The organism is Myxococcus xanthus (assembly GCF_006402735.1).
Lineage (GTDB): Bacteria > Myxococcota > Myxococcia > Myxococcales > Myxococcaceae > Myxococcus > Myxococcus xanthus_A.
In genome coordinates, this window is sequence record NZ_CP017174.1 from 5,673,447 (window position 1) to 5,691,240 (window position 17,794).

Genomic DNA, 17,794 nt, shown 5'->3' on the forward strand with positions numbered 1-17,794 from the left:
GATCTCCAGGTGCTGGGCTCGACACATCCGGCCATGCCCGGAAAGTGACGTTTCACCTGGTATTTTCCGGGCAGGCACGATTGCTCAGTTCCTGAGAGGATGTGAGTATGCGTGTGAGACAGATTCTGTGTCTCACCCCCACCTTGCGCCCCTCCGAGGAGCCTCCCGTGAGTCCCCCCTTCGCGCGTCCCCGCGAGCTGGCTGTCACCGTGGAGACGTCGCGACCCGCCGCGCTGCCCTCGCACGCCATCGAAGTCGACGTGGGGGTGGCCCTGCCTGTCGCGTTCGGTGGGCTGAGAAAGGTCCTTCGCGCGTGTGAAGCCGCCGCGCCCCAGGTCGTGCACACCCTGTCCCGCGCCCATCCCTCCGAATGGAACCGGTTGTTTCCCGGCGCCATCGACGGCGTGCCGGACCTCGGCGACCTGGCGCTGACGCCCTCCGAGCGCCGCCTCCACCGCGAGTCGGAGCAGATGTTCTGGGTCCTCAACGTGGCCGCGAAGGCCATCGTGGAGACGATGCGCGTCAGCGGCCGGCCCCTGGTGCTCCATGGCGCGGGTGAATGTGACCTGGTGAGCCTGCGCGCGGTGATGCGGGCGGCCGAGTGGAGCCGCTTGGAAGGGCTGGAGGGCACCCTGTTGTTCACCGGGTGGAACGTGCGCCGGCCCCATGGCGCGGAGTGCTTCGAGTCCCGGCGGCAGGCCTACCTGGATGCGCTGTGCGACCGGATGCGTGCGCCCCGCGTGCCGACGCCCGGTCCGGTGTCATCGCGCGCGCTGGAGGCGCCGGTGGACCTGGAGGGGCGTTATCTCCAGGTCGCCGTGGACGCGGCCCAGGCGCCCGAGACACGGGTGGCCGCCGCCATCCTCGCCATCCGGAGCTGCTTCTTCACCACCAACTACGAAGGCGCCATGCTGGCCGCCGAACAGGGGCTGGCGGTGCTGGAGGCGAACGCGGACGCGGCGTTGGCGTCTCGCGTGGTCCAGGCCTGGGAGACGCTGGACACGGGCTTCGCCACGCCCGCCATCGAGATTGACCGAGCCAGCCTGGGTGACGTCGAGGAGCTGAAGGCCCTGTTCGCTCGCAGCATGGGCGTGGTCCATGTCTACACCGGCGCGCACGACGCGGCGATGGAGGCATTTGGGCGAGGGCTGGCATGCCGGATTCCTCCCGAGCTGGTGGCCCGGCTGCACATGTTCCGCGCGCTCACCCTGACGAAGCGCTTCGGACAGCTTCCCAACGCGCGGACGGAGGTGGCCGCGGGGCTGGCCGCGCTAGAGCGCAGCACATCGCCGGACCGGGCGCTCCAGGAGGGCTGGCTGCGCAATGTCTGCGCGCTGACGTGGTTTCAGGAGCGCAAGCTGGACAAGGCGCTGGTGGAGGAGAAGCAGGCCATGCGCTGCGTGGGGGACTTGCACGACGCGAGCGCCACGCACCTGAAAATCAACCTCATCTCCAACGCCAGCTATCTGCAGGAGACGGCGCGGCAGTTCGGTGATGCCATCTCCACATGGCGCCGGTTCGAGAAGATCAGCGAGAGCTGGGGCGTGAACTTCGCCAAGCACCACCGCTACCGGTTGGCGGGGCTGGAGCTGGCCGCTGGCGAGCGTGACGCGGCGGTGGCCCACTTCACCGAGGCGTTCACCAACGCCGATGCGCTGGGTGACTCGTTCCACCGGCAGGTGATTGCCGCGGAGCTGGGACGCTTGTTCCTGGACGAGCAGCAGCCCGCTGTCGCCGTGGACTGGTTCGCTCGCGCGGAGGAGCATGCGCGCGCCATTGGGGACCCGCTGAAGACGGCGGAGAGCCTGGCCGGGCAGGCCGTGGCGGCTGGACGCACGGACTGGTCGGAGGCGGTGCGGTGCGCGGGGGTGAGCACGACGTGGCCGAAGCAGACCGAGGCGCTGAAGGCCGCGCTCGCACAGGGTGATGCGAAGGCAGTGCACGAGGTGCTGCCTCGCGCCCGGACGAAGCTCAACCGCCCGTTCGACCCGGTGAACCTGTACTGACGTCCCGCTGGGGCGCGGCGGCAAGGCGCCTTGGCTCGGACGTGTGCCCGCCGGCGCGAATCAGCGCATCCGTGAGCGCCGAAAACCTGCTCAGCGCGTTGTGAGCAGCGGACCGCCGGTGATACGCGCGAGCGCGAACGGCTCGGCGGCGGCGCAATGGCCGTGCGCCACGAGCTCCGCGAGCAAGGCACCGGTATACGCACCGGTCAGGATGCCCTGGCCGCCCAGCCCCGTGGCGACGTAGGTGCGCCGGGTGCCGGGATGACGGCCGATGTACGGGTGGCCATCCGGCGTCGCGGCACGCAGCCCCGCCCATGCGCGGACGAACCGGGCGTCACGCAGTCGCGGGGCCAGCTTCGCGACGGTGGCACTGAGGTGCAGCAGGCCCGCGGGCGTCACCTGCTCCACGAAGCCCGCGTCCTCCTCCGTCGCGCCCACGACGATTTCGCCCGAGCGCCACGGCGCCAGGTACGAGGGCCCCGAGACGACGCGCGTCAGGTGCAATCCCGGCTGGTGCACCACCAGCATCTGCCCACGCACGGGCTTCAACGGCAACGAAGGCAACCCCTCCACGCCTGCCGACCAGGGCCCCGCGCACACGAGCAACCGGTCCGCCCGGAGCGTCTCCCCTTCCGTCTGGACCTCGATTCCCGTGGAGGATTCGGAAACGGAGCGCGCGGCCACGCCCAGCCGCAACCGCACGCCCACGTGGGCAGCGGCCTTCAGGAGCGCGTCGACGTAACCATCCGTGTCCACGAGGTGGCCCTGGTCCGTCTCGAAGGCACCGAACAGCGGCGTGCCTTCCAGCGCGGGCTCGAGCGACACCAGGCTCGCGGCGTCCCGCCAGGTGCCCAGTCCTTCCGCGTCCGCCACCGCTTTCGCCGCCAGCGCATCGCGCGCCTTCGCGTCCGCGACGACGCGGAGGATGCCGTTGCCTCGGCGAAGCTGGTCGCCTCCCGGAAGCGAGGACAGGTCCTCCGCCAGCGTGCCGCGGCCTGCCCGGGCGAACGCCAGCATCACCGGGTCATCGAACAACCGCACGGACGGAATGGCGACTCCGGCGGCGGCGCGCGAGCCCCGGCCTCCCGGATCCACGGCGTCCAGCACCGTGACGCTCGCGCCCAAAGCAGAAAGCCGGCGCGCGGCCGAAAGGCCCACGACACCGGCTCCGAGAATCAAGATGTCGGCGCCAGGCGTCATTTCACCTGAGACGCTTGGCGATGACGTGAAAGCCACCATCCACGTAGATGAAGCCGTGCCGCTCGGCGCGCTTCACCACCGCGTCCAACTGGGTGTAGCCCACCAGCACTTGGAACCCGAGCCTCGTGGACTCCTCACTGATGGCGGCCACCACGAGGTCAACGGCGGCGCTTCGCTCTTCCTTGGACAGCCCCGGCGCGGCCACCAGGGTTTCAATCATGGCCAGCGAGCTGTCGGTCCGGTAGAGAAACCCCGCCGCCTTGCCAGGAATGATGAAGCCCGTCTGAGGAAGCGTCTCTGGCGTGACGGCATCGTTCCAGAACTGCAGCCACTCTTGCACTTGAGCGAAGTGCAGCTCTGGAACGTAGAGGATGGGCGTCATCCGGCGATGCTATTACGAAACCAGGAACTGCGACATGCGCTGCGCGGACAGCTCGGCCGCGTTCTTCATGCCCAGCTGGCTCAGGCCCGTCTTCGCCGTGTTCTTCAGCAGGTCGCCCACCACGTCGGTGACCTTGCTCTTGCCCGTGGCCAGATTCAGCGCGCTGCTCACCAGGCTGTTGCCGCCCGCGCCGTCCATGAGGAACTTGCTGGCGAACTTGCCCACTGTGTTCTTCAAGGCGCCGCCACCCGGAATCAGGTCCGTCGCCGCGCCCATGAGCGCCTGGAGCGGGTTCTTGCCCTGGATGAGGCCGCTGGCGAAGCCCATCGCCGCGCCCAGCAGCGGGTTGACCGCGGAGACGAACGGCTTGACGACGTTCAGCACCTTGCCAACGATTCCCTTGAGACCGCCCATGGTAGTTCCCCTTGAGAGGATGGCTGCGGTGCAGCCATCAAGTGCGTCTGATGTGAGAATTGTCGGGGGACGGGCATATTTGTTTCCCTGTTACCCGAAAAAACCGGACGCCACTCAAAAGCCCATTTGAATTCAGGGACTTAGCGCAGGGACAAGGCACCGAGGATTCCGGGAAATGCTCCCCGGGCCGGGTCCACCGCCGATCAATTCTTGTCGGTGGAGGGCTTCTTGCCCTCCGCGGCGTGCAGATCGCTGGCGGACGTCCCCTTGCGGCTCTCGGGAGCGCCCGTCTGCGCCGCGTCGGATGCGAGCGCCGACTTGTAGCGAGCGTCCGCGTCCTGGTCGCTGAAGCCGTCCCGCTGATGCGCCCGGCTGATGACGACGCGGCCGTCGACGATGTCCTGCAGGTGCCCCTGAAGCTCCTCGATGGTGGGCACGTTGGGGTCCTTGGCCTTCAGCTCCTCGTCGGGGACGATCTCGATCTGGGGCGGCTTCTCCGGGTTGAGGGCATAGTCGATGATTTTCTCGACGTACTCCTCGACGGGCACCTTGAGCAGACGGGCCTGCTCCTTCACGTCCGCGTCGGCCAGCAGCTCCGCGCGAACCTCCTCCACCGGCCGCTTCAGCTTCTTGACGGGGGGAGCGACGACGTTTTCACCGGACATTGACTGTCTCCTCAAAAGGACCCGAAATCCTGGCAAGGCGGGAAGCACCTCCAGGCCGGGGAAGGGACCATTCTGGTAACCGATGCGCCCCGGTTGTCAAAGGGCGTCAGGCCGGTGCTTCGCTCCAGCGGGTGAACTGCATCCGCAGTTCGCAGGTGTAACGGCCCCGCTCGTCCTTCAGCCAGAGCTGCTCCGGTGCCGGGTACATCTCCTCCACGGACAGGCGCTCCGCGTCCCGAGCCAGGTGTGACAGCAGGTCCACGGCGAAGGGGCTCGCGGTGTCGATGAGGTACGGCTTGCGCTCCTTCGAGCTGCGCATGAACACGAAGCGAGGCCACCCACCCGCGCGCCGCTCCCGCTGCACGGCGAGGAAGAGTTCGAAGCCCGCGGGCTTTCCCAGCCGCTCCGCCGCCAGGTTCCAGCGCTCGCGCTGGTACACCGCGCCGCCCACGCTGAGCCGCGGCAGGTGACTGCCCTGCGTCCGCAGCGGCGCGTGCAGCACCTGGGGATGCGCCAGCGCCGCGAACGGTGGATAGGACGAGAAATCATCGAGCGGCAGGTACAGGCTCAGCCGCTCCCCCTTCCCGTCCACCAACACCGGACCTTCAGGCGTGGGAAGGACCTTCACGCTCCCCGGCGTCAGGGCCCCCTCGTCCACATCCAGCACGTCCGACACCGAGTACACCAACCGCCGTCCCGGATAGACGTAGAAGCCCTTGTTGCGCCTGCGGATGGCCAGCCCCACGAGCCCCCGCGCCGCGGCGTCCTGTTCCAGCCAACGCGAAGCCACCGAGGCATACCGCTCCCGCTCGGGCTGGAACGCGCTCAGCCAGCTCCACAGCAGCAGGTGGTGGTGGACCCGCGCCAGCATCACCTCGAAGCCGCTTCCGTCCGGCTTCGCGGCGAGGCACACGTCCGGCAAGGCGTAGCGCCCGCCCGGCGTGGACGTGCCCAGGAAGTCCACGGGCAGCGCACGCGCGCGGCCCTCCTCGGACTCCAGCATCACCGGCGGCACGGGCGAGAAGCGGCTGCCCGTTACGCCATCGGGCCGCAGCCGCACGGCGTAGTCCAGCAGGTCCATGGGGCCCGCGTCCGGGCCCAGTGCGTCGCGGACCTGCTCCCGGAAGCCCTGTTGCACCTTCTCGCCGTAGGCGGCCGACAGCTCCAGCGCGCCTGTCAGCGCCGCCTCCAGCTCCGCGGTGAAGGTCGCGCCGAAGCGCAGCCGGAAAGGCGAGCTCGCCTCCTCGTAGAGGATGAGCCGGTCCGCGTAGACCTGTCCGTCACCTCGGCGCGCGGGCTTGCCCGTGACCTCCGTGAAGGCAGCCTCCAGGCGCGGCAGCAGCTCGCGCCGCTGGGCCAGGTCTCCTGTTTCGAAGTCCGCCTTGAGACGCGCCAGGGCCTCCAACCGCTCCAGCCAGCGTGTGCGTGCCTCCAGGTCGGGGAGCGCTGCCACCGCGTCGCGCACGCTCTCGAAAGTGCAGAAGTCGTTCGGCCGGAACGGCAGGCCCCAGAGCAACAACGCGGTCTTCACCAGCGGCAGCGCCTGGCGCTCGACGTCCACGACCGGCAGGCCAAGCACCGTGGCCGCCTCGGCGGGTGTGGGATGCTCGCGCAGCACGGACAGCAGGCGCTCCGCCTCGGGCGACAAGGCGACGTCCAGCTTCAGCGGCTCGCAGAGTGCGCGGCCCGGTGTCACCGTGAAGAGCGGATTGAGGCGCAGCGGCAGGTACGGGCGCAGCGTGCGCTCCCGCCCCACCGCGCGAGCCAGCTCCGTCACCGCCCAGAAGGAGAAGAACGTGCGGCGGCGCGTGTTTCCGCTGGGCACCGTGCGCACGTCGTAGCCGTCATCGGTGGTGCGCTCGCCGTAGGAAATGGGGCCGAAGAAGCTGGTTGTCTCGTTCTTCGCGCAGAAGCGCTGGAGGTATGTGTAGACCTGCCGCTCCACCCGGCGCGCATCGGACGTGTCCGGCCGCTCCCCGCCGCGCAGGTAGCGCACCCAGACGTTGTCGAACATCGCCGGGCTGGAGAGGAACACGGCCTCCTGGATGGCGGGGTCCGCCGCTCGCTCTCGCAGTCGCCGTCGCAGCGTCTTTCGTTCCGATGTGTAACTCGCCTGAACGGACTCGCGACGCTCCTGGTAGCGAGCCCATGCGTCCTGACACGACGGTCCCAGCCGTGCGTCGATTCGGGGCTCACGGCCCTGGGACAGCGCATCGAGGAGAGCCGTCGCGGCGGACGCGCCCTTCTCCGCGCGCACGGCATCCACGAGCGCATCCTCGGCCTCGAGCAAGCGGGCGACGTCGTCCAGCACCGCCTGAGGCATCCCCAGCGACTCCAGCCAGTCGAAGGGAAAACCCGCGTGCCGCAGCACGAATACCTCGCCCAACGTCCAGGGCTCGCTCATCCGTTCACCCTCGTCAGCACCGACCTGGCCACCAGTGTGTCCACCAGCTTCTCCCGCTGCGCCTGGGGAACGGCCCCCAGTACGCTGGCCACTTCCATGGGCCGGACGAGGCCGGCGAGCTTCGGCGCCAGCCGCGCGTCCATCGCGAGCACCGAGCCCGTGCGGAGGTTCGCCGCGAACCACGACGGCTTCGGCGCACCATCCAGGCCCGCCGGGAGCTGGACCCACGCACAGTCCGCATCGAGCTGGATGGCCGCTGCGCTCACGTCCGTTGCACGGGGCCGAGACACCTCGGGAAGACACGCGGCGGCGACCCGGCCCGGGCTCAGCGGTCCTCGCGCGATCAGCCGCGTCGCGAGTCCAGCAAGCACCTGCGGAACACTGGCACCGGAAATGGAACGGGCGTGCTCGAAGGGCCGGCTCCTCGCGAGGTCCCGGTCGTCGGGAGGCGCGCCGACTTTCACGTCCTGCCACAGCAGCGGGCGGCCACTTTCGGGAGGCGTCCGAGGCCAGTGGAAGGGACGCACTCCCGCGAGCTTGTCGAACACCGGTTCCGCGTCCAGCACAGCGAGCGTCGCGTCGAGGTCCGCTTCGTCGACGCCGGGCGCGCCGACCCACCACTCCGCCACGAGGTGAACCCCCGCGTCCCGAAGTCGGCGAGTGCCCTGAGCCAGCGCCGCTCGGGAGACGCGCGCACCCAACGGGTCGCTCCAGGCGTCGTTGTCCACGGCGCAGAACCCCACGACGGCCACCTTGCAGCCGCTCTCCACCAGCGCGTCCGGACGCAGGAGCGAATCGAGCGACACATGCCCCGCCCACCCCTCCGCGCCTCCCGTGAGGGCACGCACCGTGTCCGGAGTGGCAGCCCTCACTTCCAGCGCCTCGGAAAGCCAGACGAGTGACGTGGGGGCCGTCTCATCCAATCCGGGCGACACGCGCCAGCGCAGTGGGGCCGCGTCCACGAAGGTGGCGCGCTGGAACACGGACAGTTGAGCCAGGACGGCCCTGTGCGCCCAGGCGAACGGCCCCGCGACTTCGAGCGGCACCTGCTCCGGACAGGCCCGCGCCAGCCAGGCCGCGGCAGGCAGTTGCAGGTCGCGTTCGAGCCAAAGCCGCACGCGCTCGGCACCGGCGAAGCGAGCAGCGGCGAGGGTCAGGTCATCCCGATAGGACGCGGGCTGGTCCAAGGAGCGCAAGACGTCCGCGCTCCGCTCGGTGGTGCCGCCTTCCAGCTCCACATCGTCCAGCCGGAGGTGCACTCCGTCGGGCGGCCCCGAGATGGCGGAGAGCACCGCCCCCAACGCGCGCAGGCGGGTGCTCACACTCGAGTCCTCGCGCGCATGCAGCGACTGGGCGGCGCGCAACAGCAGCAGCTCTCGCATCGTCTGTGCGGTAGCGGGGGCCTGCTCGCGTGCGGCGGCGGCGGCCTCCACCGCGTCGCGGGCGAAGACGCGCCGGCAGAAGTCGCGCGCCACGTCGAGGCACTGCCACCCTTCGGGCGCCTCCGGGACGAGCGTCACGTCGCGGTGGGGTGGCAGGACAAGCAGCTTCATTCCCGCGCCCCGGCAGCGGACGGCGCGCCCCACATCAACGTGCAACGCAGCTCCACGGTGTGGCGCCCGCCCGCGGGGCTCCGCAGCCAGAGCTGGTCCGGCGAGGGCAGCATCTCCGACAGGATGACCTCTTCCTTCTGCTCCAGCAGGTTGAGGAAGACGCGGAGCAGCGGCGGGCTGCGCACGTCCACCAGCACCGGCTTTCGCTCGTCCTTGAACTTCGCGAAGACGCAGTCCGGCATCCCGCGCTCGCTCCACACGCTCACCGCCGCGCGAAGTCTCGCCGAGTCTTCGCGGCCCGCGAGCAGCGCCTCCCGCTCCGCCTGAGACAGCCGCCACTGCTCGCGCTGCACCACCACACCGCCCAGGGTCAACCGAGGCGTGTGCTCGCCCAGCGACACGCGCAGCGGACGGATGCGCGGCAGGGAGAAGGCGGTGTGCACCAGACTGTCCAGCTCACCGTTGTAGAGACACACCTCGGAGCCCAGCCGCTTCGACACCAGCCGCGCCCGCGTTCCATCACTCTCCACGAACAGGTCATCCAGCGGCAGCCGCCACGCGGAGGCGCGGGCACTGACACCGCCCAGCTCCACCACGGGCCCCGGGAACTCCGACGGCAGCAGGCCCGTGCGCCGCGACGCCAACACCGTCACCAGGGGCACCGGCCTGCTCAAGGCCCCGAGCGCCCGCACCATGGCGCTCTCCACCCGGCCGCGCGCCTCGTGGAACTGGAGCGCCCAGCCCCACACCAGCGCCGTGTCGTGCACGTCGCCCATCACCAGTTCGTACTCGCCTCGGCTCCAGGCCTCCACGTCCCGGGCCCCCACGAGCAGGTCGATGGACGTAACGAGTGGTAGCGCCTTCGCGTCTCCATCCAGCGACGGCGGCGTCACCGAGCCCAGGTCCGCGCAGCGCGCGGACGCGTCCCCCACTGCGCCAGCCAGCGCCTCCGCCACCGAGCCATCCAACGGCACCGGCCGGTCCGAGTACGCGGCCGCCACCTTCCAGAACGGCACCGTGCGCGCGCCCACCAGCTCCGCCACGGTGGTGCGAGCGGCCTCCCGGGTCCGCCGTGCCGCCGCTCCCATCCACGCCAGCGCGGGCTCCAGGCGCGTCACCAGCTCACGCGCCCGCTCACCTCCAGCCTCCAGCCGCAGGTCACCGCCGCACTCCTCCCGGAGCGCCAACCGGTCCTGGTAGAAGTTGTGCGACTCCGACGCGGGCCCTCGCTCGGATGGCGGCGCCACGCCCCACTGCTCATTCGCGCGCTTCGCGAAGGCGGCCTGGAGCGCCATCTTCCCCGCGGCATCCGCGGCGCCATACCCGGCCATCAACGCCAGCAGCGCGCTCAAGCCCTCCACGTGCCGCCGGGCCGCGGAACACGGCAAGCCCGCAACGCGCTCAGCCAGGTCGTCCACGGGGTGATGCGTGGCGGCGGGTACCTCGAGCTGATGCGTCAGCAGGCCCTTTTCGCAGCCCATCCGCGCCGCCTCGCGCGCCAGGCCCGGGGCCACGCCCAGCGATGATGCGAGCCCCGCGAGCGTGCGCGTTCCATCCACCGCCTCCACCAACCGGGGCAGCAACGCCTCCGCGCTCTCCGGCGCGGGCAGCGTCTTGCGCGAAGGCACCTCCGCGAAGGCCTTGCGGCGCAGCACCAGCCACGCGGCGACCTCGGGGTCGAAGGCAATGGCGCGAACCAGCCCCTGCACCAGCCACGACGCCGCGAAGGTGTTCCGCCCCGTGAGCACCTCCGGCCCGGACCAACGCAGCGTCACACCCGTCGGCGCCTCCGCGTCCGCGCGGCCGTAGTTGATGGGACCGAAGAAGCCCATCGTCTCGTTCTTCGCGCACATGCGTTGCAGGTAGCTGGCCACCTGCCGCCGTAACCGCGCGCCGTCTCGCCCCTCCAGCAGGTCTCTCGCCACGGGTGGGCTGGAGCTGGCCACCGCCTCCAGGAAGCGCGGCTCCTGCCGCAGGGCCCTCAGCGCGTCCTCCACCGCCAGGGACTCCTGCTTCATCGCCGCATGAAAGGTGGCCTCCGCCTCCTGCGCGGCCCGGGCACGGTCGTTCCATTCAGCGAACAGCTCGGGTGACTCCATTCCCTCGATGTCCACCGGGCGCCCGGCCTTCAAGGCCGACAGCACCGCGCGCGATGGCCGCTTCACCCGAGGGCCCTGGGCTCTCAGCGCCTCCAACTCCCGCCGCGCCGAAGCCAGCTGGCGCGCGGCCCGTGCGGCCTCCGGGCACCCCAGCCGCTCCAGCCAATCGAAGGGAAAACCCGTGGTGCGAACCACCAGGTGAGGGAAGAGGGTCCAGCCCTTCATGCGTTTCGCACCCTTCGTCCGGGACGCCGCTCGGCGCCCGGCAGCGCGCCGCTCAGTTACGCGGTTGCGACTTCACTTCGATTTGCTGTCCGGGCACGGCCATCACCCACAGCTTGCTGACGCCGCTGGGGCAGCGCACCAGGACTTCCAGCTCCCGGCCCGCTTCGATTCGTGCCTTCAACAGCGGCGTTCCACCCGGCAGCAACGCGCCACCGACGTGGACTTCACAGCCAGGGGCCGCGCCCGTCACGCTCAGCAGGCCCGTGGTGCCAGGCTCCGGCGAGGCGTCCGCCAGCGTGCGCACGTCGATGCCCTCGCGCTGCTGCGTGGTTCCGAACCGCCGCAGCTTCCCCTCCATCGCCGTGGAGATGAGCAGCGGGCCGCCCGACGGGTCATGCACCTCCGTCCCCGGCTCGTGGCGCAGGCCGCCGACATAGACGTGCTCCCCGGGCCCCACGTTGACGAAGTTCGAGCCTCCATCGCGCGTCATCACCACCGCCACCACGGCCAGCACCAAGGCGCCGCCACCGGTGATGCCCAGAAATTTCCATAGGGGCATCTTGCCCGCCGACGTTTCCGCGGGCGCGGGAGCGCGGCTCGCGGGCGCAACGGGCCGCGGTGGAGGCGGCTGGGCGGGACGGGCCGTGCTCGCGTGAGTCCCCTGCCCCAGCCCTGGCACCGGCCCGGATGGACGCGGCGGCGCCGGCATGGCGGGCTGCGGCTGAGAGGCACGCGGCGCGGGAGCGGGCCGAGGCGGCGCTTCCGTCCGAGGCGGCGGCGCGCCCAGGTTGAGCGGCACCACCTCGGTGCGGTCGTTCGCGTCGTCCTCGGACACGGAGATGCCGGGGAAGGAGTCGTCCGCCGGAGGCGGCGCAGGAGGCCGCACAGCCGCGCTAGCGACGCCCACGGACCGTGTCGGGGGCGGCGGGGGAACCGGTGGGCCAGGGCGAGGAATGCCGCCACTGCCGCCCATCCCAGGACGGCTTCCGGCCACGGGCACACTGCCCCGGCTGGGCGTCCGTCCATCCGTGGGCGCGGCCATCTCCCCACTGCCGATGTTGCCGCTGCCACTGCCCGAAGGCACCGGACGCGGGTGGCTGCCCGTCCCGCCGACGGCGGACGGCGCGAACTCCACCAGCCGGTCGCCCAGCGTGTCCCGGAAGAACTGGGCCACCGCCGCGGGCGACGAGTTGAGCCGGTGATGCGCCATCACCGCTTCGATCTCCTCGCGCAACGCGGCGGCGGACGGCGTGCGTCGCGCCGGGTCCTTCACCAGTGCGCGGAGGATGAGGTCGGAGACGTCCTGGGGGATGTTCGGCTTGAGCTGCGAAGGGACTGGCGCGGGGTCCCGGACGATGGCTTGCAGCGTCGCCGCGTCGTGGTCCCTGCGGAACGGGAGCGTGCCGGTGAGCAGCTCGAAGAGCACCACGCCCAGCGCGAACACGTCGTTGCGCGCGTCCAGCGTGCGCCCGGACGCCGCCTCCGGGGAGATGTACGAAATCTTCCCCTTCAGCACGCCCGCCTGCGTGTGCTCCTCGCCCGCCACCTTGGCGATGCCGAAGTCACTCAGCTTGATGGCGCCGTCCAGCGAGATGAGGACGTTGTGCGGGCTGACGTCCCGGTGCACCACCGGGTGCGGCGTGCCCGCCGGGTCCACGTAGGCGTGGGCGTAGTGAAGGCCCGCGGCCACCTCCGCGACGATGCGCAGCGCATGCTCCAGCGGGAGCGCCAGGCCCTTGCGCCGCAGCTCGATGACCAGCTTCTTCAGGTCCGGCCCGCGCACGTACTCCATGAGGATGTACGCGACGCCGTCGGACACGCCCACGTCGAACGTCTGCACGACGTTCGGGTGCGTCAGCCGCGCGTTGGCGCGGGCCTCCGCGAAGAGCATGTCGACGAACTCGGGGTTCTCCGCGAACTGTGGGAGAATCTTCTTCATCACCACGAACTTCTCGAAGCCCTTCACGCCCACCTGCTTGGCGAGGAAGACCTCCGCCATGCCGCCCTGCCCCAGCCGCCGGATGATGTTCAGCTTGGTGCTGCCCAGCGAGTTGGAGATGTCCGTGGACGCGCCCTGGCGGGCCGCCGGGTCGATGTTCGTGGCGCCGAAGAGATACTGACTGAGGGCGCGAGTCTCCAGCGCCTCCATGTCCTCCAGCGGTCGGTCCGTCAGCTGCACCCGCGCCAGCAGCCCCTGGAGCTGGGGCATGTGGGGGACGCGCGCGTTGCCGCCGCAGATGGGGCACGGCACTTCCACGCCGGATGCCTGCGCCCGCAGCTTCGCCAGGTAGTCCGCGGCCTGGAGGCGCTGGTGGCTCACCTGCCCGCAGTTGCGGCAATCACACGGCAGCCACAGCGTGGCCAGCCGCACCGGCAACACCTTGGCCGAGCGCGCCAGCACCGCCAGCGCGGGCGGCGGCACCCGGCACAACGCCACATGCGCGCCCTGCGCTGCCGTCTCCAGCACCTGCTCCAGCTTCGGCAGGGCCTCCGGCTCCACCTTGCTGACGTGGCTGAAGTCGAAGCCGACGCGGCCCTCCAGACCCGACGCCAGCCGGCGCACGTTGAGGTCACCCTTCAGCGCGCTGGCCAGGGTGATGTACGTGATGTCGTCCTGGATGATCTTCAGGTGCTGCGACAGCTCCGGCTGCTCCGCCGGCATGCTGGCGCGCAGGTAGCGCATGACGACCGGGTCCACCTGGCCGAACTGCTGCCGCCGCGCGTAGTCGAAGAACTCCCCCGGCAGGTCCGCGAACTCCAGCGCCCCCTGACACACGGGGCAGGAATGGTCGGGCGCACGTTCCTCGGAGATGACCTGCGCCTCATCCAGCAGGTTCACCAGCCGCAGCCGGTCCTCGTTGCAGGCGCGGCAGGAGTAGGGCGCCAACACGGAGAGGACGCGGGCGACGCCGGCGAAGCCCTCCACCATGTTGAGCTGGTCCACGATGACGGGCGGCGCGTGGACCACGTAGAGGCCCAGCGCCCCCTGCGGCAACTTGGCGGCGAACTCAATCCACCGCCGCACGCCGAAGGAGCTGATGCGCTCCACCTGCCCCAGGTCCACCACCAGCAGCCCGTTCATCTCCGGGCTGGCGGACGTCAGTGGGAATGTTTCGTCGATGACGCCGGAAATCCGGACGTGGGTAATCGTCCCCACGCGGAGCCGGCTGATGATGGCGTTGGAAACCTGGCTATCCACCGGCCCTGACCTCATTGAAGACAGAACAGCAGCGACTTGGGTTGTGTGGCGCGGCGGCGGGCCTCCCCCAGGTCCACCACGCACAGGACTCGTGACTCACGGCCAGCGGCCACACGGACGGCCACCACATCGCTGTGCTCCAGGATGCGCCGCAGTCCCAGCCCCGCCCCTCCTCCGGACGCATCCACCTGGACGCGCCCTCCCCACCCTCCCAGCGCCCGGGCGAAGGGCCCCGGACGCAGACCACCGAAGCGGTCCACGACTTCCAACCACATGCGGCCCTCTTCCACCACGTAGGACAGCTCGCACGCGTCCTCCGGCGCCACCTCTCGGACCTCGGAGCGGCGGTGCGCGTACCGGTGCTGGCCCTGCGCGTCCACCGGCGCGTCCCACATCGCGTTGGCCGCCAGCTCATGCACCACGTCGCCCACCAGCGCCGCCGCCGTGCGCGAACCCCGCGCCTGCGTGACGGCCCGCGCGGCGGCCTCACCGGTGGCGTTGATGTCCGCCACCGACTGGAGCCGGTGCCGCGATGCCCCCGCGGGCAGCAGCGGCGCGCCGCGAAGCAGGTCCCCCAACAAGCGCGCCTCCCACGTGGAGGGACGTCCGTCGGAGGCCCGTGTCGCCAGCAGCAGCGAGGGCGGCTCGCCGCGCAGCGCCTCCGCGTGCGCGGGCGTCAGCTTCCCGTCGAAGAGCACCAGACGCCGGGGCCCGGAAGGCGACCCTGGCCCCTGGCACAGCGCCATGCCGCCCTGTGCGAGGACGGGAGCCGCCTGCTCCACCAGCGCCGGAGAAAGCGACTCGTCTGCAATCAACAGGAGGCCGCCGGCCTCCAGGTGGGGGGCGGTACTCAAGGGCTAGTATCGAACCTTGACTTCGCTGAAGAACGACTGGGGCGGTGCTGGGAAACCGTGGGATTCCTCGTACTGCGCATTGAAGAGGTTGGAGCCGAGGAACGACACGGAGATGCCGTCGTAGACGTTGAAGCCCACGCGCGCGCTGGCCGTGACGTAGCTGGGCAGCTGCACACGGGTGGTGGGCAGGCCCGTCGTCTCGTCCACCTCGAAGCCCGGGTCATAACGTGAGCCCACCAGCAGCGCGTACAGCTCCACGAAGGCGACCTTGCCGATGTTGGTACGGCCACGCGCGTAGATGCGATGGGCCGGCGCGTAGTCCAGCGGAGACTGCGGACCGTCGTCGTACGGCAGCGCCTTGGCGTTGAGGAACTGGTACGCGATGTCGAAGGACGAGTTGATGGACGGAATCTGCGCGGCCGCTTCCAGTTCGAAGCCCGCCACCCGCGCGTCGCCCAGGTTCTGGAACTGCGACACGGAGCCGAAGACGAGCTGCTGGTTGATGAAGTTCTTCGCCAGATTGTAGAAGCCCGTACCCGTCAGGCGCACCCTCCGATCGAAGGGCCAGAAATCCACCGATGCCTCGATGGTGTCCAGCGTCTCCGCGCGCAGATTGGAGTTGCCCACCAGTGTGGCCGCGTACATCTGCTGGTTGATGGCCAGCTCAGCCAACGTGGGCGCGCGGAAGGCGCGGCCGTAGTTGGTGCGCAGGGTCAGCAACTCCGGCACCGCGTGGAACACGACGCTGGCGCGCGGCGAAACCTGGTCCGTGCGGTTCTGCCAGACGCGCTCCGGAATCTGGTAGCGGTCGTAACGGGCACCCGCGCCGAACACCAGCCGGTTGAAGAGGCGGTACTCCGCGTCCACGAAGCCGCCCAGGATGGTCTGCCGCGTGTCGTCCATGCTCAGCTCGGGCAGGACGTTGGGCACGTTGACGGCGTCCGCCTTCAAGTCACCACCGAAGGTGACGTTGAGGTCGCCCATCGTCCACAGCGCGCGCGCCTCGCCGCCCAGCCGGCGCCGCTTGCCCAGCGCGCGGGTGGGGTCGCCGCCGAAGGCGTTCTCCATCAGCACGTCGCGGCGCTTGAAGAAGCCGTACGCCTGGCCGAAGAGGCGCAGGTTGTCGGTGACTTGCTGGTCCACCTGCGCGGACGCGTTGAAGTTCTGCACCGACTCGGAGTCGTTCGGCGTGTAGTGGCAGCGGCCGCAGTTGCCCACGGTGGAGATGTGCGTGCCACCCGGGCGGCCAATCTCCGCGTCCGTGAAGTCCGCGTCCAGCGCCAGGGGCCCGATGCGCACCTTGCCGTTGACCTGGTGCACCAGCGAGTCCTGGTTGGTGTCCACCCGGCCCACGCGCGGGTCGTTGAAGAGCTGCGGGCCGTCCGAGCCGAAGCCGTAGTAGCCCAGCAGCGCCTCCACCGGACCGCCACGGCCCGCCACGGTGCCATGCAAACGCCACGTCTGGTCCTGGCCCGCCAGCACCCGCGCCTCGGCGCCCACGTTCTTGCCCTTCTCGATGAGGTCCGACGGCTGGCGCTGGATGACGTTGATGACGCCGCTGAAGGCGTTGGAGCCGTACAGCGAGGACCCCGGGCCGCGGATGACCTCCACCTGCTTGAGGTTGGTGAGCGGCGTGGTCTCGTCCGCGTAGAACTGACCCGTCCACGGGTCCGTCAGCGGACGGCCGTCCTGGAGCAGCAGCAGTCGGTTGGACAGGTAGTTGGAGCCCAGGCCGCGCGCGCTCACCGCCGCCTTGCGCATGGAGCCCCGGCGGCACTCCATGCCGGGGAAGTACTGGATGGCCTCGCACAGCGTGAACTGGCCGGTGCCTTCCAGCTCGTCGGCCGGAATCCAGGACACAGTGAGGGGCACGTCGGAGATGCGCTGGTTGCGCTTGCCGGCGGTGGTCACCACCGCCTCGCTCAGCACGCGGTTGACGGACTCCTCCAGCGCGTCGGCGCCGTCCAGCGGGTCCACACCCAGGCCCGCGAGCCCGGACTGCGGCGGCAAGGGGCGATCCAGGGTCGGCTCCGCGAAGGGCGCGCTGATGGGAATGTTCGACGAGGGCGCGGGCTGGTGCGCGGGCAGCGTCGCAGTGGCCGGCGGGAGATTCGTCGGCGCGTCCGGCGGGTTGAAGTCCGCGCCGACCGGCGGCAGCGCCCGCGGGGAGGCAGGCTCGGCCGTCAGGGGCGTGGCCGGCGTCAGGGGCGCGGCGGTGGGCGGCGTGGGCACGGGTGCCGGCGGGCTCGCGGGCGACGCATCATCCGTGGAAGGCCCGCCACCCAGGACGGGAATCTCCGGCTCGGCCGTCGGGTCGTCCGCGTCCTCGACGGGCGGCGGCTTCACGGGCTTCTTCGACTTCTTCGCCGTCTTCGCGGCGGGACGCGCGGAGGCCGCGGGCTTCACCACCCGCTTCCGGCGCTTCACCTTGGCGGGAGCCTCCGCCTCCGCGGCCTCCTGCGCTGCCGCGCTCGAAGGGACGACGAGGGACAGCACGCACAGCATGATGGAAAGAGGCAGGCCGGCGCGCAGGGCGCGGCGCCCGGCAACCGCCTTCGCCGCGCCCTGCCGCGGCTCACCGAACACAGTCGAGTGCATCGTTCTCACATCCAAGGGTGGAGCATGGACACCCGAGGTCCTGTACGTACGATCCGGAGACGGGCTCGGCGCCAGCGCTTGCGTCCGGGGGAACGCGGTTTCACGACTGGACACCAACGCCATCATTTTCAAGCTACCCCAGAGACCACGCCGGGCCAAGTCGCTGGCTCTCATTCTCTAGAAACTCGGGAAAGC

Annotated in this window: 11 protein-coding genes; 1 reads left to right on the forward strand and 10 read right to left on the reverse strand. The window is 70.4% G+C overall.

The features are described from left to right. The first annotated feature begins 167 nt into the window (after nucleotides 1-167). Nucleotides 168-2,006: a tetratricopeptide repeat protein gene (locus BHS09_RS22995; RefSeq protein WP_237079780.1), complete on the forward strand. Its 1,839-nt coding sequence runs from the start codon at nucleotides 168-170 to the stop codon at nucleotides 2,004-2,006. A 90-nt stretch (nucleotides 2,007-2,096) separates the two neighbouring features. On the opposite strand, the gene BHS09_RS23000 is transcribed toward BHS09_RS22995, so the two are convergent. From BHS09_RS23000 to BHS09_RS23045, 10 genes are all read right to left on the reverse strand, one after another. Continuing rightward, nucleotides 2,097-3,245, reverse strand: a complete 1,149-nt coding sequence (locus tag BHS09_RS23000) for an NAD(P)/FAD-dependent oxidoreductase (RefSeq protein WP_335929614.1) — start codon at nucleotides 3,243-3,245, stop codon at nucleotides 2,097-2,099. Beyond that, nucleotides 3,208-3,588 carry a hypothetical protein gene (locus BHS09_RS23005; protein ID WP_011554546.1) on the reverse strand — a complete coding sequence of 127 codons (381 nt, stop codon included), beginning with the start codon at nucleotides 3,586-3,588 and terminating at the stop codon, nucleotides 3,208-3,210. Before BHS09_RS23005 ends, BHS09_RS23000 begins: the two co-directional genes overlap by 38 nt. A gap of 12 nt (nucleotides 3,589-3,600) precedes the next feature. Next, nucleotides 3,601-4,002: a hypothetical protein gene (locus BHS09_RS23010; RefSeq protein WP_140793257.1), complete on the reverse strand. Its 402-nt coding sequence runs from the start codon at nucleotides 4,000-4,002 to the stop codon at nucleotides 3,601-3,603. A 203-nt stretch (nucleotides 4,003-4,205) separates the two neighbouring features. Further along, complete coding sequence (locus BHS09_RS23015; RefSeq protein ID WP_174258870.1) at nucleotides 4,206-4,667, reverse strand: hypothetical protein; 462 nt, start codon at nucleotides 4,665-4,667, stop codon at nucleotides 4,206-4,208. 106 nt (nucleotides 4,668-4,773) lie between these two features. Continuing rightward, nucleotides 4,774-7,071, reverse strand: a complete 2,298-nt coding sequence (locus BHS09_RS23020) for a lantibiotic dehydratase (protein WP_140799016.1) — start codon at nucleotides 7,069-7,071, stop codon at nucleotides 4,774-4,776. Next, entirely contained in the window at nucleotides 7,068-8,624 is a 1,557-nt protein-coding gene (locus BHS09_RS23025; RefSeq protein WP_140799018.1) for a hypothetical protein, read from the reverse strand. The genes BHS09_RS23020 and BHS09_RS23025 overlap by 4 nt, the downstream gene beginning before the upstream one ends. Next, nucleotides 8,621-10,948, reverse strand: a complete 2,328-nt coding sequence (locus tag BHS09_RS23030; protein WP_140799019.1) for a lantibiotic dehydratase — start codon at nucleotides 10,946-10,948, stop codon at nucleotides 8,621-8,623. The genes BHS09_RS23025 and BHS09_RS23030 overlap by 4 nt, the downstream gene beginning before the upstream one ends. Before the next feature lie 52 nt (nucleotides 10,949-11,000). After that, entirely contained in the window at nucleotides 11,001-14,147 is a 3,147-nt protein-coding gene (locus tag BHS09_RS23035) for a serine/threonine-protein kinase (RefSeq protein ID WP_140799020.1), read from the reverse strand. Nucleotides 14,148-14,158: 11 nt separating this feature from the next. After that, nucleotides 14,159-15,001: a hypothetical protein gene (locus BHS09_RS23040; RefSeq protein WP_140793269.1), complete on the reverse strand. Its 843-nt coding sequence runs from the start codon at nucleotides 14,999-15,001 to the stop codon at nucleotides 14,159-14,161. A 3-nt stretch (nucleotides 15,002-15,004) separates the two neighbouring features. Next, on the reverse strand, nucleotides 15,005-17,773 hold the full coding sequence (locus tag BHS09_RS23045) for a TonB-dependent receptor plug domain-containing protein (protein WP_140799021.1): 2,769 nt from the start codon (nucleotides 17,771-17,773) through the stop codon (nucleotides 15,005-15,007). Nucleotides 17,774-17,794: the final 21 nt, after the last annotated feature.

Bases quoted from the DNA above. Each gene is read 5' to 3' on its own strand.
- BHS09_RS23005 (WP_011554546.1), bottom strand. From the start codon at position 3,588: ATGACGCCCATCCTCTACGTTCCAGAGCTGCACTTCGCTCAAGTGCAA.
- BHS09_RS23000 (WP_335929614.1), bottom strand. From the start codon at position 3,245: ATGGTGGCTTTCACGTCATCGCCAAGCGTCTCAGGTGAAATGACGCCT.
- BHS09_RS23020 (WP_140799016.1), bottom strand. From the start codon at position 7,071: ATGAGCGAGCCCTGGACGTTGGGCGAGGTATTCGTGCTGCGGCACGCG.
- BHS09_RS23045 (WP_140799021.1), bottom strand. From the start codon at position 17,773: ATGAGAGCCAGCGACTTGGCCCGGCGTGGTCTCTGGGGTAGCTTGAAA.
- BHS09_RS23010 (WP_140793257.1), bottom strand. From the start codon at position 4,002: ATGGGCGGTCTCAAGGGAATCGTTGGCAAGGTGCTGAACGTCGTCAAG.
- BHS09_RS23025 (WP_140799018.1), bottom strand. From the start codon at position 8,624: ATGAAGCTGCTTGTCCTGCCACCCCACCGCGACGTGACGCTCGTCCCG.
- BHS09_RS23015 (WP_174258870.1), bottom strand. From the start codon at position 4,667: ATGTCCGGTGAAAACGTCGTCGCTCCCCCCGTCAAGAAGCTGAAGCGG.
- BHS09_RS23030 (WP_140799019.1), bottom strand. From the start codon at position 10,948: ATGAAGGGCTGGACCCTCTTCCCTCACCTGGTGGTTCGCACCACGGGT.